Origin of the sequence: Rhizobium sp. BK196 (genome assembly GCF_014193255.1) — a bacterium.
Lineage (GTDB): Bacteria > Pseudomonadota > Alphaproteobacteria > Rhizobiales > Rhizobiaceae > Rhizobium.
Genome location: NZ_JACHZB010000005.1, coordinates 243,225 through 265,594, shown reverse-complemented (window position 1 = coordinate 265,594; position 22,370 = coordinate 243,225). Strand labels below are relative to the sequence as shown.

The window sequence follows — 22,370 nt, the reverse complement described above, 5'->3', positions numbered from 1 at the left end:
CCCGCTCCGGGTGCGAATGTCAAAGTGTCTCGCCGCGCCATGTGTAGATGGCGATGCCGCCGGAGCGGCCGCGAAGCTTCGTCTCGAACGGTCCGGCCAACCGCCCCGTCTGCAACAGAATGGCATCGGGACCGGCCGCGTCGAGCAGGCTGGCGCTGAATGCAAGCTCCGCGCCGCGGCTTGCCGCCACTTCCATCAGCCGCTGAGCGACATTGACAGTATCGCCCGTCGCGGTGATCTGCTGCCGGTCGCCGGTGCCAAGACGCGAAGCGACGATCGGGCCGCAATGAGCACCGAGCTTGAAGCCTATTTTCCTGCGCCGAAGCTCCGGATGGCCTGCGAGGAAGAGGCGCGTGCGGTCGGCAAGCCTGACGGCGCAGGCTGCTGCCCGCGCCGCATCGTCCGCCGCCGGTGTCGGCAGCCCGAAAAGGATCATGGCGCCGTCGCCCATGAAGCTTGTAATCGCCCCGCCGAGCAGCCGTACCTCCTCATCGATCAATTCAAAGAAGCCGCTGAGGATCTCGCGCACCATGGCAGGTCCGACCGCTTCGCTAAGGCCGGTGAAGCCCGAGAGATCGATGAAGACGACGGAAGCATTCTGCCGCACGGGCTCGGCCAGGAACGCCGGATCGCGCGCCAGCCACTCCCCGAGGCCGGGCGCTTCGATGCGCTGCAGGCGCTCGGATTGATCGGCAAAGTGCCGCGCACGGCGGCGGTCGCGCCAGAGTTCTGCCGCGCCGAAAATAATCGCGGGCGGGAGTGCCGCCGCAATCGGCAATGCAGCGCTCAGCCAATAGCCGTTCGCAAAAGCGGCAAGGTTGAGCATCGCCCAGGCAATGACCGTAAGACAGATGATGACGAAGCCGAGAGCGCTGCGGCGCCATGCGACCAGCGCGACCAGGAGAACAGGCAAGGCCGTCGCAATGCCAGCATCCGCCTGCCGTGTCCTGCTGTCGCGCACCATGCCATCGCCCGCGACCAGATGGGTGATCGCCGTCGACATGACTTCGACACCCGGCAGGATGGGATCGAACGGCGTGGGAAAGACATCACCGCCGCCGGTGACCGTCGCGCCGATCACCACCACCTTGCCGGTTATGGCGTCGGCCGGCAGCTTGCCGTCGAGCGCATCGGCGGCGCTGAAGGTGCTGATGCTGCCTGCGGGACCATAGAAGGTCAGCGGCAGGCGCTGACCCGTATCCGTTGGAATGCGGTGAGCGCCGAGCCGGATGCCGTCGTTTTCGATCAATGGTTCGGCCCCGAGCGCAATCGAGGCTGCGCGCAGCGGAAAGGCTGCGTCGAGACGGTCGGCTGCGCGAGAAAACAGCGGGATGAAACGCGGTACGCCGCTCTGGTCCGTCGCCACATTGACGATGCCGAGCGGCGCAGCCTCCGCGAAGCGCGGCTGCGGCAGCAGAAGCTGCTGTGCCTCGGGGACCGTTGCAAGCGGATCCTCGGCATTTTCTATCACTGACTGAAGACTTTGAGGGAAGGTCGCGGCACCGGCAATGATAGTGGGTGCGGATCTGATCGCCGTTGCAAGCGCCGCATCCCCCTCCTCCGTGCCGGGATCAACGAGCAGTATATCGAGAGCCAGGGCCTTTGGTTTCAACGTTCCGATGGATGTGACGAGCTGTGCAAGCGTGTCCCGCTTGAGCGGATAGCCATGCGCTGCGGCGGTGCGGTCATCGATCGCGACAATGGAAACGATATCGGGTGGGGACCGGACACCGACGATCATGCTGCGCAGATCGACAAGCGTGGCTTCCACACGCTCGATGAGGCCCGAGTTCGACTGCTGCTGCAGATGGAAATAGCCGAGGGCCGCGCCCCATAGACCGGCGAGCAGCAGTGCGATCACTGTCGGAAGCCGGTGGTTCATGAGACCGCTTATTGCCCGAGGCGTGAAAGAAGAGCCGCGACGCGAGGCGCCGGCCAGGTGCGAACGGTGAGCGCAGCCGTTCCGCGCATCACGTCAACACCCTCGCCTGGTCCAAGCACGACGGCTGCCCCTGCCGGACGGCGTACGCCGACGCGGCCGCGGGTGACCAGCACGGAGGTCATGCCGCCTTTGACATCGACGGCCCATTGGGTGCCGCGGACGGCCGCGATCGCCTGCGGCGTCACCACCTGGAAACCACCGTGATGCTGACTGCTGTCCACGTCGACAAGGGCAGCCTTGCTGCGCAATGACAGCGAATCCGGGCTGCCGTCACGATTGCGATCGATGAGTGCGAAGGATGCTCCGCGTTCGGCGGTGATATTGACGCCGCCAGGGCAGCGGAAGATCTGGTTGCCATTTGCCGCACGCGAAATCGCGCAGCTGGCAGACTGGGCATAGGCTGCTCCCTGAGGCAGGAGCCCGATGGTCAGGGCAGCGGAAAACAGGCTGAGGGAGATTGCTGGGGTGGCTTTCATGATCCGCCTCTCATGACCCGCCGGTACATCCTCGAAGGTGCCGGCCGGCCCATACTAGCTGAATTCGCTGGTTTCCCTATGCAAAAATCGGAAGCTGCGCAAGCCATTCGGAAACATTCAGGATTCGCCCGGTGACGGCCCGATGTAGCGGGCGCGGGGGCGGATAAGATGGCCACTTTCAATCTGCTCCATCGCATGCGCCAGCCAGCCGGCCGTGCGCGCCAGTGCGAAGATGATGATCGGCGCCTCCTCCGGCAGGTCGAAAGCGGCCGTCATCGCGGCAAGCGCGAAATCGACATTGACCGGCTCGCCCACCATTTCTTCGCCGGCCAGCTGCACATCACGAAAGACCGGAGGCACGTCGAAAGACGAGAGCAGAACGCGCGCCCGCACATCGCCGTCGGGATAAAGCGGATGTCCGAAGGCTACAGGCCTGCTTCCCCGCAGCAGCTGGTGGCGGATCGCCCGTTCTGCCCCGATGCTTGAAGCGGCTTCGACAAGCGCGTCGATACTCCGCCACGCCGAGCCGTGCAGCGGGCCTGTCAGCGTCGAAAGACCAGAGAGAGCGGCGGCAGAAAGTGCCGCTCCCGTCGAAACCGTGACGCGGACAGCGAAGGTCGAGGCATTCAGCTCATGATCGGCGAGCATGACGAGCGCCCGACGCAGGCAATCGGCAGCCTCCGGCCTGTGCCAGCATGCGGCGAGACGGTGATGCAGGGAAAGGTCCGTAGGGCCTGGCGCCAGCGCATCGGCTACGGTGGAAAGCACGCTGCATGCTTCCATCTGCAAGGCGGGGCGTGCACGTCCGAGCGACGGCAGATCGGCGCTCACCCGTCCCGCTAGCGCCAGAAGCGCAGCGTGAATGGAAGGCGCCGCCAGGTCTGTGGCGCGTGATGGTACGCAGGTAAAACTCTCCGCATTCCAAAGCAGCAGCGCAGTCCCCTCCAGCGTCGCATGCACAGAAAGCTCCGCCGCATCCTGCCCCCGATACAGCAACCGTCCTGCGGCAATGGTTGAGATCGCGGATGTCAGCACGGGATCGCCCCAGCTGATCGCCTCGGCGGCGACCGTCTCGCTCTTGCGTCGGCCGGCATGCCGCTCGGCAAGCCGTTTGACGTCGCTTTGCTGATAGAGGCTGCGGCGCGGGTCGGCCGGGTCGGCCTTGGCGCGGATACGGCCTCGGCTGACATTGGCATAAAGCGTCTGCGGCTTGGTGCCGAGTTTCGCCAACGCTTCTTCTGCTGTCAGCCAGGTCATCGCAACCTCATATTGATCAATTACATCAAGATTGACGTCAACCAAACTAGGTCCGATCTTTCCTCCGGTAAAGGAGAAAGACCCATGAAAAATGGTTTGGAAGATGTCGTTGCCGCTGAAACCCAGCTCTCGGATGTCGACGGTGAAGCCGGCCGGCTGATCATCCGTGGCGTATCCCTGGATCACCTGGCCGGGCGCAGTACCTATGAAGATGTTGCCGCCCTGCTGCTGGACGGGTTGATCGAGCCCCATCTCGACGCAAGCGAATTGCGCCGCCGGCTCGGCCAGGCGCGAATGGAAGTTTTCGCCGAAGTCAAAACTGCCGATACTCTCCTGCTCAAGCTGCCACCGGTCGATGCCATGCGTGTTCTTGTTGCCCGCCTACCTGACGGCGAGGACATAGATACCGTGCTCCGTCTGCTTGCCGCACCCGCCGTCTTCCTGCCGGCGGTTCTGCGCCTGCAGCGAGGCGAAAAGCCGGTAAAGCCCAATGCGGGCCTCTCACAGTCGACCGATATCCTGCGCATGCTCTCAGGCGCGATGCCGAGTGCCGAGCAGACCGCAGCCCTCGACACTTATCTCGTGACGATCTCAGATCACGGCCTGAACGCTTCGACCTTCGCATCGCGTGTCATTGCCTCCACCCGTGCCGGCCTCACCTCCTCTGTTCTGGCGGCAATCAGTGCGCTCAAGGGACCGCTGCATGGCGGCGCGCCGGGACCGGTGCTCGATATGCTGGATGGGATAGGAAGCGAGGCCAATGCCGGCCCCTGGCTGCGTTCCGCACTCGATAGCGGTGAGCGGCTGATGGGCTTCGGCCACCGCGTCTATCGCGTGCGCGACCCACGCGCTGACGCGCTGAAAAACGCGCTGAAGCCGCTCGTTGCCGCCAGCCAGGTCAATGCCGCCAGAATTGCGCTTGCCGAGGCGGTGGAACAGGCGGCGCTTGCGGTTCTAAGGGAACGCAAGCCGGACCGGCCGCTGGATGTGAATGTGGAATTCTATACCGCGCTGCTCTTGGAAAGCCTCGGCTTCCCGCGCGAAGCCTTCACAGGCGTCTTTGCCATCGGCCGCACCGTCGGCTGGATTGCGCATGCCCGCGAGCAGGCCTTGGAGGGCCGCCTCATCCGTCCACGCTCGGTCTATGTGGGACCACTGCCGGAAGCGGCATGACGGAATGAAAAAGCCGCTCCCTCGTTTCAAAGGGAGCGGCTGGAATTGTGTAACAGCGAATAATTAGACCAACCGGCTCTGTTCCGTGGCCGCTTCGATGAAGCTCGCAAAGAGCGGATGCGGGTCGAGCGGGCGGGACTTTAGTTCCGGATGGTACTGAACGCCGATGAACCACGGATGGTCGGGATACTCGATCGTCTCCGGCAGAACACCATCAGGTGACATGCCCGAAAAGACCAGGCCGCAATCTTCCAGCCGGTCCTTGTAGTCGATGTTGACTTCGTAGCGGTGGCGATGACGCTCGGAAATGTCGGTAGAGCCGTAGATATCCGAAATCTTCGTGCCCTTCTTCAGCGCCGCCTTATAGGCGCCGAGACGCATCGTGCCGCCGAGGTCTCCCGCGGCCGTTCGCTTTTGCAGCTCATTGCCCTTTACCCATTCGGTCATCAGGCCAACGACCGGTTCCGGGGTCGGGCCGAACTCGGTCGAGGAGGCGTTGGGCACATCAGCCAGGTTGCGGGCAGCCTCGATGACGGCCATCTGCATGCCGAAGCAGATGCCGAAATACGGTACCTTGCGCTCGCGGGCAAAACGCGCCGCGTGGATCTTGCCTTCTGAACCGCGCTCGCCGAAGCCGCCGGGCACGAGAATGCCATGGACCTTTTCGAGGTAAGGCGCCGGATCTTCCTTTTCGAAGACTTCCGACTCGATCCATTCGAGCTTGACCTTGACGCGGTTGGCGATACCGCCGTGATGCAGCGCCTCGATCAGCGACTTATAGGCATCCTTGAGGCCTGTATATTTGCCGACGATCGCGATCGTCACCTCGCCTTCCGGCGTACGGATGCGATTGCAGACCTCTTCCCACTGATTGAGGCGCGGCTTCGGAGCCGGCTCGATGCCGAACGCGGCCAGCACTTCATCGTCGAGGCCTTCCTTGTGATAGGCCATTGGCACGTCATAGATATTGGCAACGTCGAGCGCCTGGATGACGGCGGAGGGACGCACGTTGCAGAACAGCGACAGCTTGCGGCGCTCTGCTTCCGGGATTTCCCGGTCGGCACGGACCAAGAGAATGTCGGGATGAATGCCGAGCGCCTGCAGTTCCTTGACGGAATGCTGCGTCGGCTTGGTCTTCAGCTCGCCTGCTGCCGGAATGTACGGCATCAGCGTCAGGTGCACGTAGATAGCTGTGCCGCGCGGCAGGTCGTTGCCGAGCTGGCGGATCGCCTCCATGAAGGGCATCGCCTCGATGTCGCCTACCGTGCCGCCGATCTCGCAGATGACGAAATCGTAGTCATCGTTGCCCTCGATAACGAAATCCTTGATCTCGTTGGTGACGTGCGGAATGACCTGAACGGTCGCGCCGAGATAGTCGCCGCGGCGTTCCTTGTCGATGATGTTCTTGTAGATGCGCCCGGTGGTGATGTTGTCGGTCTTGGTCGCCGATCGCCCCGTAAAACGCTCGTAGTGGCCGAGATCGAGGTCGGTTTCCGCGCCGTCGTCGGTGACGAAGACTTCGCCGTGCTGGGTCGGGCTCATAGTGCCCGGATCCACGTTCAGATAGGGGTCAAGTTTGCGAAGCCGGACCCGATAACCACGGGCCTGCAACAACGCTCCGAGAGCCGCGGCCGCAATTCCTTTTCCGAGGGAAGAAACCACGCCGCCAGTGATGAATACGTATCGCGCCATGGGAGTCACCGGATACCTTTTCAAAAACGATTCCACCAGCCCAAAAATTCTTTTCCGGAACTTTTGGTGCGTGGCGCAGGAATCTGAACAAAAGAAAACCGGCAGACCCGAGGGCCTGCCGGCGGTTTATTTTCTGGACCGGCTTATTGTCCCGTGGGGACGCCGGAAGGCTGTGCCGGCGCGGTAGCGGCCGGGGCCTCAGGCTGAGCCGGAGCCGTCGTCTGAGCAGCCGGAGCGGTCGCCGCAGGGGCGCTTGCAGCCGGTGCCTGAGTTGCTGGCGTCTGCGCCGCAGGAGCTTGCGTTGCCGGGGCAGCCGGTGCCGGAGCCGCAGCGCCGCCATTCGGAACGCCGCTGTTATCGGCAGGCTTGGCCGGAGCCCCTGTGTTGCCGCCGCCGAGCGAATCGAGAATGCCGTTGCCCTGCCCGCTCGTTGCCGGAATGCGATTGAGAATATCGGTCGGTCGGCTTTCGTACCGGGTCAGGATGCCGAGGCCGAGCGAGGTGATGAAGAACAGCGTCGCCAGGATCGCCGTGGTGCGCGTCAGCGCATTGGCCGTGCCGCGAGCCGACATGAAGCCCGATCCGCCGCCGATACCGAGGCCGCCGCCTTCGGAGCGCTGGATGAGCACGACGCCGACGAGCGCGAGCACGATCATGAGATGGATGACAATCAATACGGTCTGCATGGGTCCAGTCCTGCCCGTCTGAGGACGGACATAAAGTAAAAATCTGGCGGCTCTTTACATGAGGTCATCAGCTATTCCAAGCCCTTCGGCCAGGAATATGCAATCGCTTCAGGCGAGCAGCGCTTCGTATGTGCCGTAGATGGCGAGGAAGTCGGTGGCTTTCAAGCTCGCACCGCCGATCAGCGCGCCATCGACATTGTCGACGGCGAGCAGTTCGCGGGCATTGCCGGGCTTGACCGAGCCGCCGTAGAGAATGCGCATGCCCTTGCCCTCGTCACCGAAGCGGTGGACGAGTTCGGAGCGGATGAAGGCGTGGGCGATTTCCACGTCCTTTGCCGTCGGTGTCAGCCCGGTACCGATCGCCCAGACGGGCTCATAGGCAATAACGGTATTGTCAGCGGTTGCTTCCTCCGGCAGCGAGCCGGAAAGCTGGCGCTTGAGAATGTCGAGGGTCTGATAGGCGTCGCGCTCTTCGCCGGTCTCGCCGACGCAGACGATCGCCGTCAGGTCCGCCTGATAGGCGGCCTGCGCCTTGGCGCGGATCATATGGTCGGTCTCGGCATGGTGGATGCGCCGTTCCGAATGGCCGACGATCACATAGGTGCCGAAGCAATCGGCAATCATGTCAGCCGAAATATCGCCGGTATGCGCACCGGATTGCGCCTGATGGCAATCCTGTCCGCCGATCGCAAGCGGGCTGTCGGTCGCAAGCGCGGTCGAGACGTAAAGCAGTGTCGCCGGCGGGCAGATCAGCGTTTCGACCTTCTCAGACAACGGAACCATGACGCCTTGGGCAATCGCCTTGATCTGGTCCAATGAATCGCGCGTGCCGTTCATCTTCCAGTTCCCCGCCACGAGCGGGCGTACGTCAGGTGTCATGCTGCTCTCCCAAAATCCGCATATCCGGCGGCCTTAGCAAAAGCGTGGCTCAAAAGAAAGCGCCGGGGATGGCTTGAGGCCCTATATGACCCGGAATCTGCCGTTCAGGACGCCAAAACCCAGTTCAGCACTCTGCGCCAGTCGATCATGCGGATCGGCGTTCCATGATTGCCGTTCTGAAAGAGCGTGAAATGCGTCGGGTACTTCGCCTTGTCGAGCTTTTCGAACAGTGCCTGCTGCTCGGTTGCCGCATAGACAGGGTCACGGCTGCCATGGGCAAGCCACAGCGGCAGCTTGGCTTTGTAGAACGGGCTTTTCACGAAATCCGGGTCCGAGACGCCGCTCATGATCAGCATGCCCTTCAGCCGCTTGACGCTTCCGGCGTCGCGCGCGATGCCCCAGCAGATCTGGCTGCCCATCGAGGCGCAGCTGAGGATAACTGGACGGCCTGGAGACTGCGCGCTCGCATATCGGATCAGCCCGGCAATGGCGGCAACGCCATTGGCGTCGAAGGTCTTGACCGTCGGGGAATAATAGACGCCACCGTTGCCGGCCGTAAGGTTCTTCAGCCGGTTGAAGTTGCCGCCGAAGGAATAGTCATTTGCGCCGAGCCGCCGGTCTCCGTCGCGGCCGTGGATGAAGATGACCGTGAAGGCGGCGTTCTGGGTTGGTCCCACCCTGGTGACATCGAGTACGGTGCCGTTGAGCGACAGCGTTTCATCCACCTGCAGTTTCTTGACGCCGAGCGAGACATATTTCTGCTGCACCCGCTTTTGCGGGATCTGATCGCGCCCGTTGATATCCCGCATCTCGTCGTAATCGATCACTTCCGATGCGCCGTCATCGCCTGTCTGCAGCACTGTCTGCGCCGAAAACAGATCGTCCTTGTAGGGCGGCAACGTCTCGGCCGCGGCGGTCGTGACAGCCGCGGACAGGAAAAAGGCCGCAATTGCAGTGATCATGGTGCAATGACTTGTGGACATCGGCATGCAGATGGTTCCCAAAGAGCTGCCGCGACTTGCCATTCGGCGCCCGGCAACGCAAATCACATCTTGAAAAGCTCCGCAAATCCGGGGCGCGTCGCGTATCGGGGCGCTTTCTGTCAGAATTCCCCTGATTCGCAAACGCGATACGGACCGCGACCATTGTGGGCCAGCGGCGGCCCTTCAAGAGAATGAAGATCTGAACGGTTCCATGGAAGACAGCAACGACCTCTTTTCCGGAATGCCCCTGACACAGAAGCAGGAGGAGGCTGCAAAGCCTGCGGCACCCGCCGAACGGCGCGCCGCGGCTGCGGCACCCGCTGCCGCACGCCCTGCCCCGACGACGTCGAACGGTGACGATTACGGCGCTTCATCGATCCGCGTTCTGGAAGGCCTGGAACCGGTGCGTATGCGCCCCGGCATGTATATCGGCGGCACCGACGAAAAGGCGCTGCACCACCTCTTTGCCGAAGTCATCGACAACTCGATGGACGAAGCGGTGGCCGGCCATGCCGATTTCATCGATGTGCATCTCGATATCCAGGGCTACCTGACGGTTACCGATAACGGCCGCGGTATCCCCGTCGAGAACCATCCGCAGGTTCCCGGCAAGTCGACTCTCGAAGTCATCATGACCAAGCTGCATGCCGGCGGTAAATTCGACGGCAAGGCTTACGAGACCTCCGGCGGTCTGCACGGCGTCGGCGTCTCCGTCGTCAATGCGCTGTCGGATTCTCTCGAAGTCGAAGTCGCTCGCAACCGCAAGCTCTACCGCCAGCGCTTCTCGCGCGGCGTGCCGCAGGGCGGGATCGAAGAGCTCGGCGATGTGCACAATCGCCGCGGCACCAAGGTCCGCTTCCATCCAGATCCACAGATCTTCGGCGACCACGCAAAGTTCGATGCTGGCCGCGTGTTCCGCATGGCCCGCTCAAAAGCCTATCTCTTCGGCGGCGTCGAAATCCGCTGGAGCTGCGATCCGGGCGTGCTGCCCGAAGGCTCCGACGTGCCTGACAAGGCCGTCTTCCACTTCCCCGGCGGCCTGAAGGATTACCTGCAGGCGACGATGGGTAAGGAATTCACCGTCACCCGCGAAATCTTCGCCGGCAAGAGCGAAAAGGTCGCTGGCCACGGTGCGCTGGAATGGGCGATCACCTGGTATGGCGGCGATCCGCAGGTCCATTCCTATTGCAATACCATTCCGACACCCGAAGGCGGCACGCACGAGGCGGGTCTGCGCATCGCGCTGACCAAGGGCCTGAAGAGCTACGCCGAACTGACGCAGAACAAACGCGCAGCACAGATCACCACCGACGACGTGATGATTTCGGCCGTCGGCATGCTCTCGGTCTTTATCCGCGAGCCGGAATTCGTTGGCCAGACCAAGGATCGACTGGCAACGGTCGAAGCCCAGCGTCTCGTCGAAAATGCGCTTCGCGACCCGTTCGACCACTTTCTCGCCGACAATCCGGGTGAAGCCGAGAAGCTTCTCGACTGGGTGATCGAGCGAGCAGAAGAACGCCTGCGCCGCCGCAAGGAGAAGGAAGTCAACCGCAAGACAGCGGTACGCAAACTGCGCCTGCCAGGCAAGCTTGCCGATTGCTCGCAGAACACTGCCGAAGGCGCCGAACTTTTCCTCGTCGAGGGTGACTCGGCAGGTGGCTCCGCCAAGCAGGCGCGCAACCGCGCCAACCAGGCTATCCTGCCGCTGCGCGGCAAGATCCTCAACGTCGCCAGCGCCGGCCGCGAGAAGCTCTCGGCCAACCAGCAGATCTCCGATCTCATCCAGGCGCTTGGCTGCGGCACGCGCTCGAAATACCGCGAAGAGGATCTGCGCTACGAACGCATCATTGTCATGACTGATGCCGACGTCGACGGCGCGCATATCGCTTCGCTGCTCATCACCTTCTTCTATCAGGAGATGCCGGAGCTCGTGCGCGGGGGGCATCTCTTCCTTGCGGTGCCACCGCTCTACAAGATCACGCAGGGCGCAAAGTCTGCCTATGCCCGTGATGATGAGCATCGCGCCGAACTGATGGAGACGGAATTCAAAGGCAAGGCCAAGATCGAGATCAGCCGCTTCAAAGGTCTCGGTGAAATGCTGCCCGCTCAGCTCAAGGAAACCACCATGGATCCCTCCAAGCGCACCCTTCTGCGCGTGCTGATCGATGAGGTAGATTTCGAAGGCACGCGCAATGCCGTCGACGACCTGATGGGGACCAAGGCCGAGGCACGCTTCCGTTTCATCCAGGAACGTGCGGCTTTCGCTGAAGACCTCGATATTTGACGCATGTCGCGCAAAAGTGTGCAGCGGTTTTGCGACAACGACATGCGAAAAACAAAGACTCAAAGCGGGGAGCGAATCTGAAAGAGCGCGAGACGCGTCGAGTCACAGCGAATTCATAGAACTGACGAAGAACCGTTACGCTTCCGTCAAAATACCGGCGCAATAGAACGGCCGGCGCTCTGCCCTCCCGAGAGGTCACCGCAGCGCCGGCCCTCTTGTTTCAACCCTTTGCCGGATATTTGCCATGACCGGGCGTTTTCTCGCGACTGCCGCTTTCGTTCTCCTGTCCAGCACCGCTTCCGTTTTCGCAACCGATATTGGCGCGACCGTCGAGACCGCCTGCCCCTTCGGCGATTGCGCCGCTGCGATCTCCCTTTCCTATCTCGGTGAATTCGTCATCCCGACCGGTCAGATGGAAAACGGCGTTGAATTCGGCGGCATTTCCGGCCTCGATTTCGATGCCGCCACTGGCCATTACATTGCCATCAGCGACGATCGCTCCGAAAAGGCCCCGGCCCGCTTCTACGCTCTCGATATCGATGTCAGCGCCGCCGGCTTGAAGGGCGTCACCGTCGTCAAGCATGTCACCTTCCAGGACAAGAACGGCCAGCCTTTCGCCTCGCGCACCGTCGATCCTGAATCCATCCGCTTCGGCAAGGACGGCATTTACTGGGGTAGCGAGGGTGATGCAAAGGCGCTGATCGCCCCCTTCGTGCGCGTCACCTCTCCTGATGGCACCTTCGTGCGCGAGTTCAAGCTGCCTGACGGTTTTGCGCCGACCGCCGACAAGTCGACCGGCATCCGCGACAATCTCGCTTTCGAGGATATCGCCGTGTCTCCATCCGGTGATGTATTTGTCGGCGTTGAGGCGGCCCTCTATCAGGACGGCCCGAACCCCAGCCTGACCACAGGCAGCCTGTCGCGCATCGTCTGCTATGACGGCGCAACCGGAGAGCCCAAGGCTCAGTATGTCTATCCGGTCTCGCCGATCCCTCAGGCCGCCACGAAGGCCGAAGGTGGCAACGACAACGGCATGTCGGAAATGATTGCCCTTGATGATCACCGCCTGCTTGCCGTCGAGCGCAGCTATGCCCAGGGCTTCGGCAACAACGTCAAGCTTTTCATGATGGATCTCGATGGCGCGACCGATGTCTCCTCCATCGCCTCGCTTGCCAAGAACGACCAGCGCGTCGTCCCTGCCCGTAAAAGCCAGGTGCTGGATCTGCGTGCCATCGGCCTGACGCCGGACAATATCGAGGCCATGGCAATCGGCAAGGCGAAGGATGGCACTGATGTCCTGATCCTCGGTTCGGACAATAATTTCTCGACTGGCCAGAAGAGTCAGTTCTACGCCTTCAAGATCAACCGCCGCCCTCAATAATATCGAGGCGATCGAAAGCTCAAAGAAGTACGCTTTGCACACGCTTTATCGGGCGGACCTTGAAACCGCCCGGTTCATAGCCCATAAACTAGGACAACAATAAAAAGAGGCGCGCGTGGGTGTGTTTAATCGTCAGAAAACCAATACGGAGCCGCGATGGCTGGGGCCTTCGGCGACGATCCGTACGCCGCTGATACCTTCCATTTCGGCTGCCCGCTGGCTGCTCGTGCTCGTTGCCGCAGCCGGCGTCTATTTCTTTTACGGCTTCGTGGTGCCTGTACTCGCAGCCCTCGTCATCGGCTTTGCGAGCTGGCCGCTTTACCGCAAGCTGGTTGCCCGCGTCGGCGGCAATACGACGATCGCCGCTACAATCGCGATTGTCCTCATAGTCACCTTTCTCGTCATTCCGATCAGCCTTGCCGTTGCCTATACGACCGGTGAAGTGCGCACCTGGGTCGCATGGGCGATCCACGCCAACCGCTTCGGGGCGGAGACGCCGCAATGGATCGTCGCGCTCCCGCTCGCTGGCTCCTATCTCGATGAACTTTGGACGAAATATATCGGCAGCCCCGGTGCCATGGGTGAGCTGATCCAGGCAGTCAGCGGCGCCCATATCGGCAACATCTACCGCGCGGTTCTGGCGGCTGGCGGCGGTGCCTTTCACCTGCTCCTTACGCTGCTCTTCATGCTGATCGCACTCTTCTTTGTCTATCGCGACGGCTTCTCCTTCTCCAAGCAGATCGACATGCTCGGCGAACGCATTCTGCCGAACCGCTGGGAGCGTATTTCCCGCGTTGTGCCTGCCACCATCAGCTCGACGGTCATGGGCATGACGCTGATTGCCATCGGTGAAGGCATCGTGCTGGGCGTTGCCTACTGGATCGCCGGCGTGCCCTCGCCCGTCACCCTCGGCGTGCTGACCGGCGTCATGGCGCTGATCCCCGGCGGTGCACCGCTCTCCTTCACGCTCGTATCCGTCTATTTGCTGGCGAGCGGCGCACATGTCGCCGGCATCGGCCTCTTCGTCTGGGGCACGGTCGAACTCTTCATCGTCGACAAGACGCTGCGCCCCAAGCTCGTCGGTGGACCGATCAAGCTGCCGTTCCTGCCGACCTTCTTCGGCCTCGTCGGCGGCGTGAAGACGATGGGCTTCCTCGGCCTCTTTATCGGCCCTGTGCTGATGGCGCTGCTGGTCGCGATCTGGCGCGAATGGATACATGAAGTCCGCACCGCCGATGCAGGCCCGCATGTCATCCTCGATGAACAGGCGCCACCGGTTCACCGAGCGGCCGAATGATCTCCAGGTCGCAGAAGCAGGTTAAGCAGTAAGGCGCTTTTCCATGAAGAGGCTCAGCGGGTCAAGCAGATAGGAGCCGAAAGGTTCGATCTCGATATATCCGTATTTCCTGTAGAGGCTGATCGCTTCGGGTTGGTAGATGCCGGTCTCCAGACGAATGGCCTCAAGACCTTTTGCCCGGCCGATTTCCTCCAGCCGGTCCATCAGCCGGCTTGCGACTCTAAGGCCTCGCGCCTCGGGATCAACGAACATGCGCTTGATTTCTGCCGTTCCGTCGCCTGCTTCCACCAGCGCGCAGCAGCCGACGATCTCGCTGCCGTTGCGCGCCACGAGGAAGCTGACGGACGGCTTTTCCAGCGTCGAAATATCGACGAGGTGGTTGCTCTCGGGTGGATAGAGCGATTGTGCATAGGCATCCGAGAGGTCGAGAAGCCGGATCACGCCATCCTGACGCGGCGATTCCAGAGCGATGGTCACCGACATTTTCTCTCCTCTTCCGACGAAACGAGCGATTTTTCCCTGGAAGACGAGGACTTCACGTCGCTGCCCTCATTCCGTTGGAATTGTGCTTTCGAAGGTGGTGACACGCTCAATAGCCATGGAGGCAAAATATGCAAGCCGTCCTCATCGCCATGACGATCCTCGGTTGCGACGATTCCGTCAGCCAATGCAATTACGTTGCCACGGTCGACAAACAATGGGAAACCGTCGTCGCCTGCGATGCCGAGGCCGAGCAGCGGCTGAAGGCCTATGCTAATGCAAGCTATCCGACCGTCATTGCCGTCTGCGAGGCGCCGAAGTCGCTTGCCGCTGCCGAACCGGCTAAGCCCGCGCCCGCTGCCCCGGCAGCGCCCGAGGTAGCCGAACAACGGGATGGCCTTGGCGGTTTCGTGGATACTATTGCCGGGCGTGTGCGCGCCAATCTGCCTTCTGGCCGGGACGTGAAAAACACCCTGGCGAAACCGCTGCACTTCGTTTCTGCAAGCTATTCCTGGGCCGCCGCCCGGTTTAACGACTAGGCAGCCGCAAGCGAGGCATAAACACGGGCCGACCGGCGCTGCTCGGCAACATGCAGCTTTTCGACCATATCGAGCAACTCGCCGACAGCGTCGTGCTGCCCGACCCGGTTGTGGAATTTCTGAAGCAGGCGCCCGCAGACGCTGCCGAGAAGCGAGGTTGACGTCTTGCGCGAAGCTTCGCGCCACAGAAACGTCGCTTCCACGAAGATGATGCTGATATCCCGCGGCAGGCCGGCCGATTCATAGAGCGCGCGCACGGCATGCATGCGGCCCGTGGCAAGGATTGCCCGCACGCGGCGATCGTTGCAGCCAGATAGATTGACGATGGCACAGGCGAAGAACTCCACCTTGCCGCAGCAGAGCGCATGCATGAGGAAGGACGGCGTCAGCCGGTCGTTCAGGCGAAGATGCTCGACAAGATCGGGGACTTCGATGGGTGAGATATCGCCGGCAATGGAAACGATCGCTGCTTCCGTCGCCTCGCGGCTGATGCGCTGCAGCCTCTGGAGGCCGATTGCCGCCTGCGCCAGCGGCAGACCGACCAGCGCATTGCTGACATGCTGTGTCAGAAGCTGCCGGGCATCGGCCGGCAGATCGATGCGGTCGAGAAGCAGGTTTCTGATGTCGACGATATCGCCGAGCCGCTCGGCAATCCGCTTCAGGGACTGGGCGGAAATCGCGGCGCTATCGTTTTCCAGGAGGCAGAGAACCTCGTCCTCGTCACCGACTTCGGCAAGCGCCGCCGAAACAGGACGCGTGACATAGGCGCGTGCCGCAATGAGCATCCGTGTTGCGCTGCTGCCGCGTGCTGCGAGATCGACCAGGTCGGCATCCGTCAAAATCGGCGAGCATGTCACCGCGTGGCAGGCGATTTCCGGCTGGTCCTCGGCGAGCGAGAGAATGATGTTGCGCGGCGCATGCGGTGCCCAGGCTATCGCCTCGGCGAGCGCAAGCCGCACACGTGGCGACGGATCGTCGAGCAGATAGGTCATCGCCTTTTCCGCAGCGGCGCGCCGGTCATCTGACATTTCCGATTTGAGATAGACGCGTCCGAGAGCACTCGCAGCGGCCGCCCTGTCAGCGGCCTTGGCCGTTTCGGCCCAACGAAGAAATGCCTCAATGATCACGACCACGCCCCGGGTACTGAACGCGATTCGGTCGCGTCTTATTCAATACAGGGACGGTAGCCGGAAAAAGTTTATTATTGGTTCACCATGTTTGTTAGCTTTTGCTCAAGCCTTGCGTCGTGTTCAGACTTTCGGCCTGAACATTTCGAAGACCTCGCTGCCCTCGCAATAATCCATATACCCCATGCGCGCGATCGGCCGCGCCAACGCCACAACGAACCGGCCATCCCTGATGATGGTTTCATCGATATGAATGCCGACAACTTCCCCAAAGACGAAGACATTCTCAGATGCTTGGCCGGACAGTGTCTTCGGCTCGATGATCTCGGTCACCTTGCATTCCAATACGGCGAAAGCCTCAGCCACATAGGGCGCATCGATGAGTTCCGCCTGTTTTGGAGTCAGCCCTGCGAATTCGAACTCGTTGGTGCCGTAAGGTAAGGCAGCAGAGGTCAGGTTCATCTGCTCCGCCAGATTGCGGCTGACGAAATTGCAGGTGAATACGCCGGTCTCCCTGGCGTTTTGCTGGCTATGCTTATGCCCGCTCGACGAAAACATCACCAGCTTCGGCTTGTCGGCGACCGCATTGAAAAAGGAATAGGGGGCGAGATTGATTGACCCGTCCCTGCCCTTGCTGCCGATCCAGCCGATCGGACGCGGCGCAACGATCGCCTTGAAAGGATCGTGCGCCAGCCCGTGCTGATTGGTATCCGTCGTATAGAACATCACACTTCGCCGCCGACCCAGGTGACCGTCTCGGTTAGTTCGGGACGCGGACGCTCGACGGGCGGGAATGTGCTGGAGCCGATATGGATGAAGCCGGCGACCTTTTCACCCGGGTGGACGCCAAGCGGCGGGTAGGCACGCTCGTCATAGGCAAACCATTCCGTCAGCCAGTTTGCAACGTAGCCATGCGCATTGGCGGCCAGGATGACGTTGAGGCAGAGCGCGCCGGCCGACATGATCTGCTCCCATTCGGGGATCTTGATATGCGGGCCGGCCTTGCTGACGATGCCGACGACGACCGGTGCGCGCGTAAAGCGCGTGCGCTCCACCTGGATCATTTCCTCGGAAAGATCGGGCTTGGCTTCGAGTGCCAGTTTCAGCAGCTCTTCGCCGAGCCTTACACGCTCTTCGCCGCGATAGACGATGAAGCGCCAGGGGGCGAGCTTGCCGTGATCGGGAACGCGCGATGCAAGGCGTAGAATTTCCTCTATCTCTTCCTTTGCCGGTCCCGGTTCACACATCTGGAATGCAGGGATGGAACGGCGCACGGCGAGATAATCGATCAGCTTGATGTCGGATTTCATGCAGGGGAAGCTCTCATTTATATGCGGAGGTTGGCCACAGGTCTTGAATTTGCCATGCCATTGGTCTTGAAGTGGACTTTGCGATTTCAGAAGTCAATCGGTTCACGAACAGGATGTTTGGCATTTTGCCTTTTGCACGAATTGGCCTTGCTATTGCTCTGATGTTGCTGACGCCATTCGGCGCTGCAGCTCAGGACGCCTTCAAGGAATTCAAGCAGCTCGAATCGACGCCGAAAATGCCGAAGCTCAACGCATTCGTCGCGCCGGGAGCGGCACAAGGCGTGCGCCTGCGTGACGTTTCGCTGGAGGCGAAGTTGACGGCCGATGGCGCGCCTGTCGAAGACGGGCTTTCCTGGTACGTCTTCAGCCCGGTTGCCGGAGCCGATGGCAAGTTGCCGCTCATCGCCAGTTCCCGCGGAGGCACGGCAGCCTTCCAGCTCGCTGCCGGCGATTATTTCGTCAACGTCTCCTTCGGCCGCGCCGGCGTTACCAAGAAGCTGACGGTGCCGGATGCAAGCGAAGTCGACAAGCAAGTCATGATCCTCGATGCCGGCGGCCTATTGCTCAATGCCGTCTCCGGCTCCGACGTCCGTATTCGACCCAACCAGCTGAGCTTCTCGATCTATTCCGCCGAAGTCCGCGACGACGGTGAGCGCGGCCTTGTGATGGCCGATGTACCGCCGAATACGGTCGTGCGCCTCAATGCCGGCACCTATCACGTCGTTTCCGAATACGGCAACGTCAACGCCACGATCCGCGCCGATATCCAGGTCGAAGCCGGCAAGCTCACCGAAGCGACGATCCAGCACAGGGCCGCTCAGATCAATTTCAAGCTGGTTTCGGAAACCGGCGGCGAAGCGATCGCCGATACCGCCTGGTCGATCCTGACGGCGGCCGGCGACAGTGTTGGCGAAAGTGTTAGCGCCTTTCCGACCATGGTGCTGGCGGAAGGTGAATACACAGCGGTCGCCCGCAACAAAGACAAGATCTATCAGCGTGATTTCACTGTCGCTGCCGGCGTCAATACCGATGTCGAAGTGCTGATGAAGGACCAGCAGGCCCAGCAGCCGATTGCTCCAGCCGCCACGGCCCTACCGCCGGGCCAGGCCGCGGCCGGGCCGAAGGGCGTGCCCCAGCCGGGCGGGGAGATCCCGCCGCAGCCGCCCTTGCCGTCCTACGAAGATCTTCAAAACGGCGACGGCGCCAGCCTCGACTGAAGCCGGATCCGGACGTTCGGGAAGTTTTCAGCTTGCGCGCTTGATGAAGGCCTTCTTCTTCGGCGCCATCGAGAAGACGGCCTCAAAGAGGCGGGCGAGCAGATCCTTCCGGTCGCTGCCGCTGCTTAATTCCTCCCAGGACAATACCCTTCCCACATGCGCGATGATCGTGCTGCCCGAGAGACGGCGGAACTCGCGGATCAGCAGCGACAGGCGCAGCGTCATCGAAACCCGGCTGGCGAGATGGAATAGCCGGCCGTTCTGGCCTTCGAAATAGATCGGCAGTACGCTGGCGCGCGCCGCCTGGATGAGCCTAGCCGGGAACATCTTCCATGGCAGATCTTCGGCGCGGCCGAAACCCTTCTTGGCAGTGGCCACACCACCGGCCGGGAAAACCACGATCGTCGTCCCATCCTTCAGCAGGCGAACGGCCTCGTGGCGGCTCTTCATATTCATCGCCATCGCTTCCTTGGTTTCCTCGAAAGAGATCGGCAGCGAGTAAGGCGCCATCTCCGGCACCTTCAGGAGATCGTTATGGATCAGCACTCGGAATGGACGGCCGAGCTGTTCGGCAAGCGCCAGCACCGCAATGCCGTCGCCGATGCCGAAAGGGTGATTGGCGACGATCACGATCGGTTCTTCCGGCAAGGGCGCGAGCGGCCAGTTGCCCTTCACATCGACCTCGACATTGATGAGGTCGAGCATCTTGCCGAAGACGCGGTCGCTCTTACCGACGATATCGCTGCGCCAGATATCGTAGAGCCGCACATAGCGGTCACGGCCGGAAAGGCCCTCTATGGATCGGATGAGCCAGCGCTTGAGGCGTGGATCCCGTTCGTTCGCGTAGGAAAGCTCTCTGAAGCGCACACGAATGCCTGTCGGGATGAAAACCCGTCCCTATTTGTGGCGGCTATATTACTGTTGCATGTCAGATTTCTGACAGCGCCGGGCAGATCGATGCCCGGCGCTATCATTGTCCAAAAGGCAATCTTCAGGCTGTCTTGGCCTTCTTTGCCTCGAGCTTGCGACGGATATCGGGCGGCGTTGCCTCCAGGACAAGGCTTTCGATCGCCGATTCCACCGACATAGAGGTTTGCTCCTGGCTGCCGAGGCGGCGGATATTGACCGTCCGCTCTTCTGCTTCCTTCTTGCCGCAGACGATGATGACGGGAACTTTCGTAACGGAATGTTCGCGGATCTTGTAATTGATCTTCTCGTTGCGGAAGTCGGTCTCGACATGCAGCCCGGCTTCGCGCAGCGCATCCGCCACTTCCCGGCCGTAGCCATCGGCTTCGGAAGTAATCGTCGCAACGACGACCTGCAGCGGCGAGACCCACAGCGGCAAATGGCCGGCGAAGTTCTCGATCAGGATTCCGAGGAAGCGTTCCATCGAGCCGCAAATGGCGCGATGGATCATCACCGGCTGCGTCTTTTCCGAATTGCTGTCGATATAGAAGGCGCCGAAGCGTTCCGGCAGGTTGAAGTCGACCTGCGTCGTGCCGCACTGCCACTCGCGCCCGATCGCGTCCTTCAGCGTATATTCGAACTTCGGCCCGTAGAAGGCGCCCTCGCCCGGCAGGATACCGGTCTTGATGCGTCCCTCGGACTGCGCCTCGATCGTCTTCAACACGTCGGTCATGACGGCTTCCGCCCGGTCCCACAGCGCATCGGTGCCGACGCGCTTGTCCGGACGGGTGGAGAGCTTGACGACGATTTCCTTGAAACCGAAGTCTTCATAGACTGACAGGATCAGGTCATTGATCTTCAGGCATTCGGCCGCCATCTGCTCGTCGGTGCAGAAGATGTGCGCGTCGTCCTGCGTGAAGCCGCGCACGCGCATCAGACCATGCAGCGCGCCCGAAGGCTCGTAGCGATGCACCAGGCCAAATTCGGCGAGACGGATCGGCAATTCGCGATAGGACTTCAGCCCGTGTTTGAAGATCTGCACATGGCCGGGGCAGTTCATCGGCTTCAGCGCAAAGACGCGGTTATCCGCTTCCTTGTCTTCCGGATGCGTCATCGCATGCGCCGATTTCACGGCGAACATGTTTTCCTGGTACCAGCCCCAGTGACCTGAGGTTTCCCAGAGCGCCGTGTCGAGCACCTGCGGCGCGTTGACTTCCTGATAGTCGATCTCAAGTCGCCGGCGCATGTAGGAGACGAGCGATTGGAAGATACGCCAGCCCTTGCCATGCCAGAAAACGACGCCCGGACCCTCTTCCTGGAAGTGGAACAGGTCCATTTCGCGGCCGAGCTTGCGGTGATCGCGCTTTTCAGCTTCCGCCAGCATGTGCAGGTAATTGTCGAGATCGGCCTGCTCGGCCCATGCCGTACCGTAGATGCGCGACAGCATGGCGTTGTTGCTGTCGCCACGCCAATAGGCGCCGGCAACCTTCATCAGCTTGAAGGCGCTGCCGATCTGGCCGGTCGAGGCCATGTGTGGGCCGCGGCAAAGGTCGAACCATTCGCCCTGATTGTAGATCTTCAGATCCTGCCCTTCGGGAATCGCATCGACGAGCTCGACCTTGTACTGCTCGCCCTTGGCGGCGAAGACTTCCTTGGCCTTCTCGCGCGACCAGATCTGTTTGGTGAAGGGCGCGTTCCGGGCAATGATCTCCTTCATCTTCTTTTCGATCTTCGGCAGATCGTCGGGCGTGAAAGGCTCGTTCTTGGCAAAGTCGTAATAGAAGCCGTTCTCAATAACAGGGCCGATCGTCACCTGCGTGCCGGGCCAGAGTTCCTGCACGGCTTCGGCCATCACGTGTGCTGCGTCATGCCTGATGAGCTCCAGCGCGCGCGGATCCTTGCGCGTGATGATCTCGATCTTGCCGTCGGTGACGGCGTCGGAAAGGTCGCGCACGGTGCCGTCAATCGCAATGGCGACGGCGCTCTTGGCAAGCGACTTGGAAATGGATTCGGCGACATCCCTGCCGGTCGCGCCAGCTGCGAAGCTGCGCATCGAACCATCAGGAAATGTCAAGGAAACGGATTGGGACATCGAAATTCTCCTTGTCCAGTCCCGCCAACGAATGCGGGTGGTTGAAACGGAAGCGTCATCCCATCAGGATGCGCTGCCGCCTGATACTGATATTTGGGATCTGAGTAAAGGAAAAGCCTATCTAAAGAACCATTTCAAAAAGGCCGCGCACGGTGTTCCAGTTGCGCAGCGTACCCACGCCCATGCGCTTAGTCGTAAGCGCCGAAAGCAACTTGGATTGGCTCGGCTTGCCGTGGAAATCGATCCAAAGATCGCAGCCGACAAGCTTCATCCGCTGCCCTTCGGCAAGGAGCGGCTTCAGTGCTTCTACCTTGTCCGGGTCGATCGGCAGCCGATTGACGCGCACGATTACCTGGTCGCCAACGCCGTCCTTGAAGGGATTGGCGCTGCAGAGCGCCATCCAGGTGCAGTCGCTGCGCACGATGATATCGACATGCTTGCCGAACTTTTCCTCAAAGGCCTCTTCCAGCTTCTCTTCGACTTCGTGCGGCCGCATCTCGTCTGCCTCGAAGACGAGATTGCCGGTCGAGACCAGCGTGCGCGGTTTGCGAAAGCCGAGCTCTTCGGCAAGCTTCCGCAAATCCTCCATGATCACGCGCCGCTCGGAGGTCAGAACGATGCTATGCAGGAGTGCGACAAAGGTACACAC

The 22,370-nt window shown here is 61.4% G+C and carries 20 protein-coding genes; 6 read left to right on the top strand and 14 right to left on the bottom strand.

From position 1 onward, the window contains the following. Nucleotides 1-19: 19 nt before the first annotated feature. The 3 genes from FHT78_RS18745 to FHT78_RS18735 all read right to left on the bottom strand — a co-directional run bounded on the left by FHT78_RS18745 (nt 20) and on the right by FHT78_RS18735 (nt 3,675). Nucleotides 20-1,882 carry an adenylate/guanylate cyclase domain-containing protein gene (locus FHT78_RS18745; protein ID WP_183747157.1) on the bottom strand — a complete coding sequence of 621 codons (1,863 nt, stop codon included), beginning with the start codon at nt 1,880-1,882 and terminating at the stop codon, nt 20-22. Nucleotides 1,883-1,890: 8 nt separating this feature from the next. Next, nucleotides 1,891-2,418: a FecR domain-containing protein gene (locus tag FHT78_RS18740; RefSeq protein ID WP_183747156.1), complete on the bottom strand. Its 528-nt coding sequence runs from the start codon at nt 2,416-2,418 to the stop codon at nt 1,891-1,893. A 117-nt stretch (nt 2,419-2,535) separates the two neighbouring features. Continuing rightward, a complete protein-coding gene (locus tag FHT78_RS18735; protein ID WP_183747154.1) occupies nt 2,536-3,675 on the bottom strand; it encodes a citrate/2-methylcitrate synthase in 1,140 nt (379 codons plus the stop codon). An 84-nt stretch (nt 3,676-3,759) separates the two neighbouring features. Between FHT78_RS18735 and FHT78_RS18730 the strand changes: the two genes are divergently transcribed. Then, nucleotides 3,760-4,848, top strand: a complete 1,089-nt coding sequence (locus FHT78_RS18730) for a citrate synthase/methylcitrate synthase (RefSeq protein WP_183747152.1) — start codon at nt 3,760-3,762, stop codon at nt 4,846-4,848. Nucleotides 4,849-4,911: 63 nt separating this feature from the next. Here the strand turns inward: FHT78_RS18730 and FHT78_RS18725 are convergent, their stop codons facing one another. The 4 genes from FHT78_RS18725 to FHT78_RS18710 form a co-directional block, all read right to left on the bottom strand. Beyond that, on the bottom strand, nt 4,912-6,540 hold the full coding sequence (locus FHT78_RS18725) for a CTP synthase (RefSeq protein ID WP_183747150.1): 1,629 nt from the start codon (nt 6,538-6,540) through the stop codon (nt 4,912-4,914). 143 nt (nt 6,541-6,683) lie between these two features. After that, nucleotides 6,684-7,226, bottom strand: coding sequence for a preprotein translocase subunit SecG (gene secG, locus FHT78_RS18720; RefSeq protein WP_183747148.1), 543 nt, complete (start codon nt 7,224-7,226; stop codon nt 6,684-6,686). Between the two features lie 108 nt (nt 7,227-7,334). Next, nucleotides 7,335-8,105, bottom strand: a complete 771-nt coding sequence (tpiA, locus tag FHT78_RS18715; protein ID WP_183747146.1) for a triose-phosphate isomerase — start codon at nt 8,103-8,105, stop codon at nt 7,335-7,337. Between the two features lie 104 nt (nt 8,106-8,209). Beyond that, nucleotides 8,210-9,094: an alpha/beta hydrolase gene (locus FHT78_RS18710; protein WP_183747144.1), complete on the bottom strand. Its 885-nt coding sequence runs from the start codon at nt 9,092-9,094 to the stop codon at nt 8,210-8,212. A gap of 205 nt (nt 9,095-9,299) precedes the next feature. Between FHT78_RS18710 and parE the strand changes: the two genes are divergently transcribed. The 3 genes from parE (at nt 9,300) to FHT78_RS18695 (ending at nt 14,050) form a co-directional block, all read left to right on the top strand. Then, nucleotides 9,300-11,372 carry a DNA topoisomerase IV subunit B gene (gene parE, locus FHT78_RS18705; protein ID WP_183747142.1) on the top strand — a complete coding sequence of 691 codons (2,073 nt, stop codon included), beginning with the start codon at nt 9,300-9,302 and terminating at the stop codon, nt 11,370-11,372. A 244-nt stretch (nt 11,373-11,616) separates the two neighbouring features. Further along, nucleotides 11,617-12,753 carry an esterase-like activity of phytase family protein gene (locus FHT78_RS18700; RefSeq protein WP_183747140.1) on the top strand — a complete coding sequence of 379 codons (1,137 nt, stop codon included), beginning with the start codon at nt 11,617-11,619 and terminating at the stop codon, nt 12,751-12,753. A 115-nt stretch (nt 12,754-12,868) separates the two neighbouring features. Next, nucleotides 12,869-14,050 carry an AI-2E family transporter gene (locus FHT78_RS18695; RefSeq protein WP_183747138.1) on the top strand — a complete coding sequence of 394 codons (1,182 nt, stop codon included), beginning with the start codon at nt 12,869-12,871 and terminating at the stop codon, nt 14,048-14,050. A 21-nt stretch (nt 14,051-14,071) separates the two neighbouring features. On the opposite strand, the gene FHT78_RS18690 is transcribed toward FHT78_RS18695, so the two are convergent. Further along, on the bottom strand, nt 14,072-14,533 hold the full coding sequence (locus tag FHT78_RS18690) for a GNAT family N-acetyltransferase (protein ID WP_183747136.1): 462 nt from the start codon (nt 14,531-14,533) through the stop codon (nt 14,072-14,074). A gap of 128 nt (nt 14,534-14,661) precedes the next feature. Here FHT78_RS18690 and FHT78_RS18685 point away from each other — a divergent pair, with 128 nt between their 5' ends. Next, nucleotides 14,662-15,069 (top strand): hypothetical protein, encoded by a 408-nt coding sequence (locus FHT78_RS18685; RefSeq protein ID WP_183747134.1) that lies wholly within the window; start codon nt 14,662-14,664, stop codon nt 15,067-15,069. On the opposite strand, the gene FHT78_RS18680 is transcribed toward FHT78_RS18685, so the two are convergent. From FHT78_RS18680 to FHT78_RS18670, 3 genes are all read right to left on the bottom strand, one after another. Further along, a complete protein-coding gene (locus FHT78_RS18680; protein WP_183747132.1) occupies nt 15,066-16,196 on the bottom strand; it encodes a DUF2336 domain-containing protein in 1,131 nt (376 codons plus the stop codon). The two genes, FHT78_RS18685 and FHT78_RS18680, sit on opposite strands and share 4 nt — an antisense overlap. A 123-nt stretch (nt 16,197-16,319) precedes the next feature. Continuing rightward, a complete protein-coding gene (locus FHT78_RS18675) occupies nt 16,320-16,922 on the bottom strand; it encodes a flavin reductase family protein (protein ID WP_183747130.1) in 603 nt (200 codons plus the stop codon). Continuing rightward, nucleotides 16,922-17,506 (bottom strand): nitroreductase, encoded by a 585-nt coding sequence (locus tag FHT78_RS18670; protein WP_183747128.1) that lies wholly within the window; start codon nt 17,504-17,506, stop codon nt 16,922-16,924. The genes FHT78_RS18675 and FHT78_RS18670 overlap by 1 nt, the downstream gene beginning before the upstream one ends. Before the next feature lie 113 nt (nt 17,507-17,619). On the opposite strand from FHT78_RS18670, the gene FHT78_RS18665 reads away from it, so the two are divergent. Next, complete coding sequence (locus tag FHT78_RS18665; protein WP_183747126.1) at nt 17,620-18,723, top strand: hypothetical protein; 1,104 nt, start codon at nt 17,620-17,622, stop codon at nt 18,721-18,723. Nucleotides 18,724-18,750: 27 nt separating this feature from the next. On the opposite strand, the gene FHT78_RS18660 is transcribed toward FHT78_RS18665, so the two are convergent. From FHT78_RS18660 to FHT78_RS18650, 3 genes are all read right to left on the bottom strand, one after another. Next, nucleotides 18,751-19,590 (bottom strand): lysophospholipid acyltransferase family protein, encoded by an 840-nt coding sequence (locus tag FHT78_RS18660; RefSeq protein WP_183747123.1) that lies wholly within the window; start codon nt 19,588-19,590, stop codon nt 18,751-18,753. A gap of 124 nt (nt 19,591-19,714) precedes the next feature. After that, nucleotides 19,715-21,721 (bottom strand): threonine--tRNA ligase, encoded by a 2,007-nt coding sequence (gene thrS, locus FHT78_RS18655; RefSeq protein WP_183747120.1) that lies wholly within the window; start codon nt 21,719-21,721, stop codon nt 19,715-19,717. Nucleotides 21,722-21,842: 121 nt separating this feature from the next. Further along, a complete protein-coding gene (locus FHT78_RS18650) occupies nt 21,843-22,370 on the bottom strand; it encodes a DUF1697 domain-containing protein (RefSeq protein WP_183747117.1) in 528 nt (175 codons plus the stop codon).

What these genes read in the sequence shown, in the direction of transcription:
- FHT78_RS18745 (WP_183747157.1), bottom strand. Translation starts at nt 1,882, where the DNA reads ATGAACCACCGGCTTCCGACAGTGATCGCACTGCTGCTCGCCGGTCTA.
- FHT78_RS18740 (WP_183747156.1), bottom strand. Translation starts at nt 2,418, where the DNA reads ATGAAAGCCACCCCAGCAATCTCCCTCAGCCTGTTTTCCGCTGCCCTG.
- FHT78_RS18735 (WP_183747154.1), bottom strand. Translation starts at nt 3,675, where the DNA reads ATGACCTGGCTGACAGCAGAAGAAGCGTTGGCGAAACTCGGCACCAAG.
- FHT78_RS18730 (WP_183747152.1), top strand. Translation starts at nt 3,760, where the DNA reads ATGAAAAATGGTTTGGAAGATGTCGTTGCCGCTGAAACCCAGCTCTCG.
- FHT78_RS18725 (WP_183747150.1), bottom strand. Translation starts at nt 6,540, where the DNA reads ATGGCGCGATACGTATTCATCACTGGCGGCGTGGTTTCTTCCCTCGGA.
- secG (WP_183747148.1), bottom strand. Translation starts at nt 7,226, where the DNA reads ATGCAGACCGTATTGATTGTCATCCATCTCATGATCGTGCTCGCGCTC.
- tpiA (WP_183747146.1), bottom strand. Translation starts at nt 8,105, where the DNA reads ATGACACCTGACGTACGCCCGCTCGTGGCGGGGAACTGGAAGATGAAC.
- FHT78_RS18710 (WP_183747144.1), bottom strand. Translation starts at nt 9,094, where the DNA reads ATGCCGATGTCCACAAGTCATTGCACCATGATCACTGCAATTGCGGCC.
- parE (WP_183747142.1), top strand. Translation starts at nt 9,300, where the DNA reads ATGGAAGACAGCAACGACCTCTTTTCCGGAATGCCCCTGACACAGAAG.
- FHT78_RS18700 (WP_183747140.1), top strand. Translation starts at nt 11,617, where the DNA reads ATGACCGGGCGTTTTCTCGCGACTGCCGCTTTCGTTCTCCTGTCCAGC.
- FHT78_RS18690 (WP_183747136.1), bottom strand. Translation starts at nt 14,533, where the DNA reads ATGTCGGTGACCATCGCTCTGGAATCGCCGCGTCAGGATGGCGTGATC.
- FHT78_RS18685 (WP_183747134.1), top strand. Translation starts at nt 14,662, where the DNA reads ATGCAAGCCGTCCTCATCGCCATGACGATCCTCGGTTGCGACGATTCC.
- FHT78_RS18675 (WP_183747130.1), bottom strand. Translation starts at nt 16,922, where the DNA reads ATGTTCTATACGACGGATACCAATCAGCACGGGCTGGCGCACGATCCT.
- FHT78_RS18670 (WP_183747128.1), bottom strand. Translation starts at nt 17,506, where the DNA reads ATGAAATCCGACATCAAGCTGATCGATTATCTCGCCGTGCGCCGTTCC.
- FHT78_RS18665 (WP_183747126.1), top strand. Translation starts at nt 17,620, where the DNA reads ATGTTTGGCATTTTGCCTTTTGCACGAATTGGCCTTGCTATTGCTCTG.
- thrS (WP_183747120.1), bottom strand. Translation starts at nt 21,721, where the DNA reads ATGTCCCAATCCGTTTCCTTGACATTTCCTGATGGTTCGATGCGCAGC.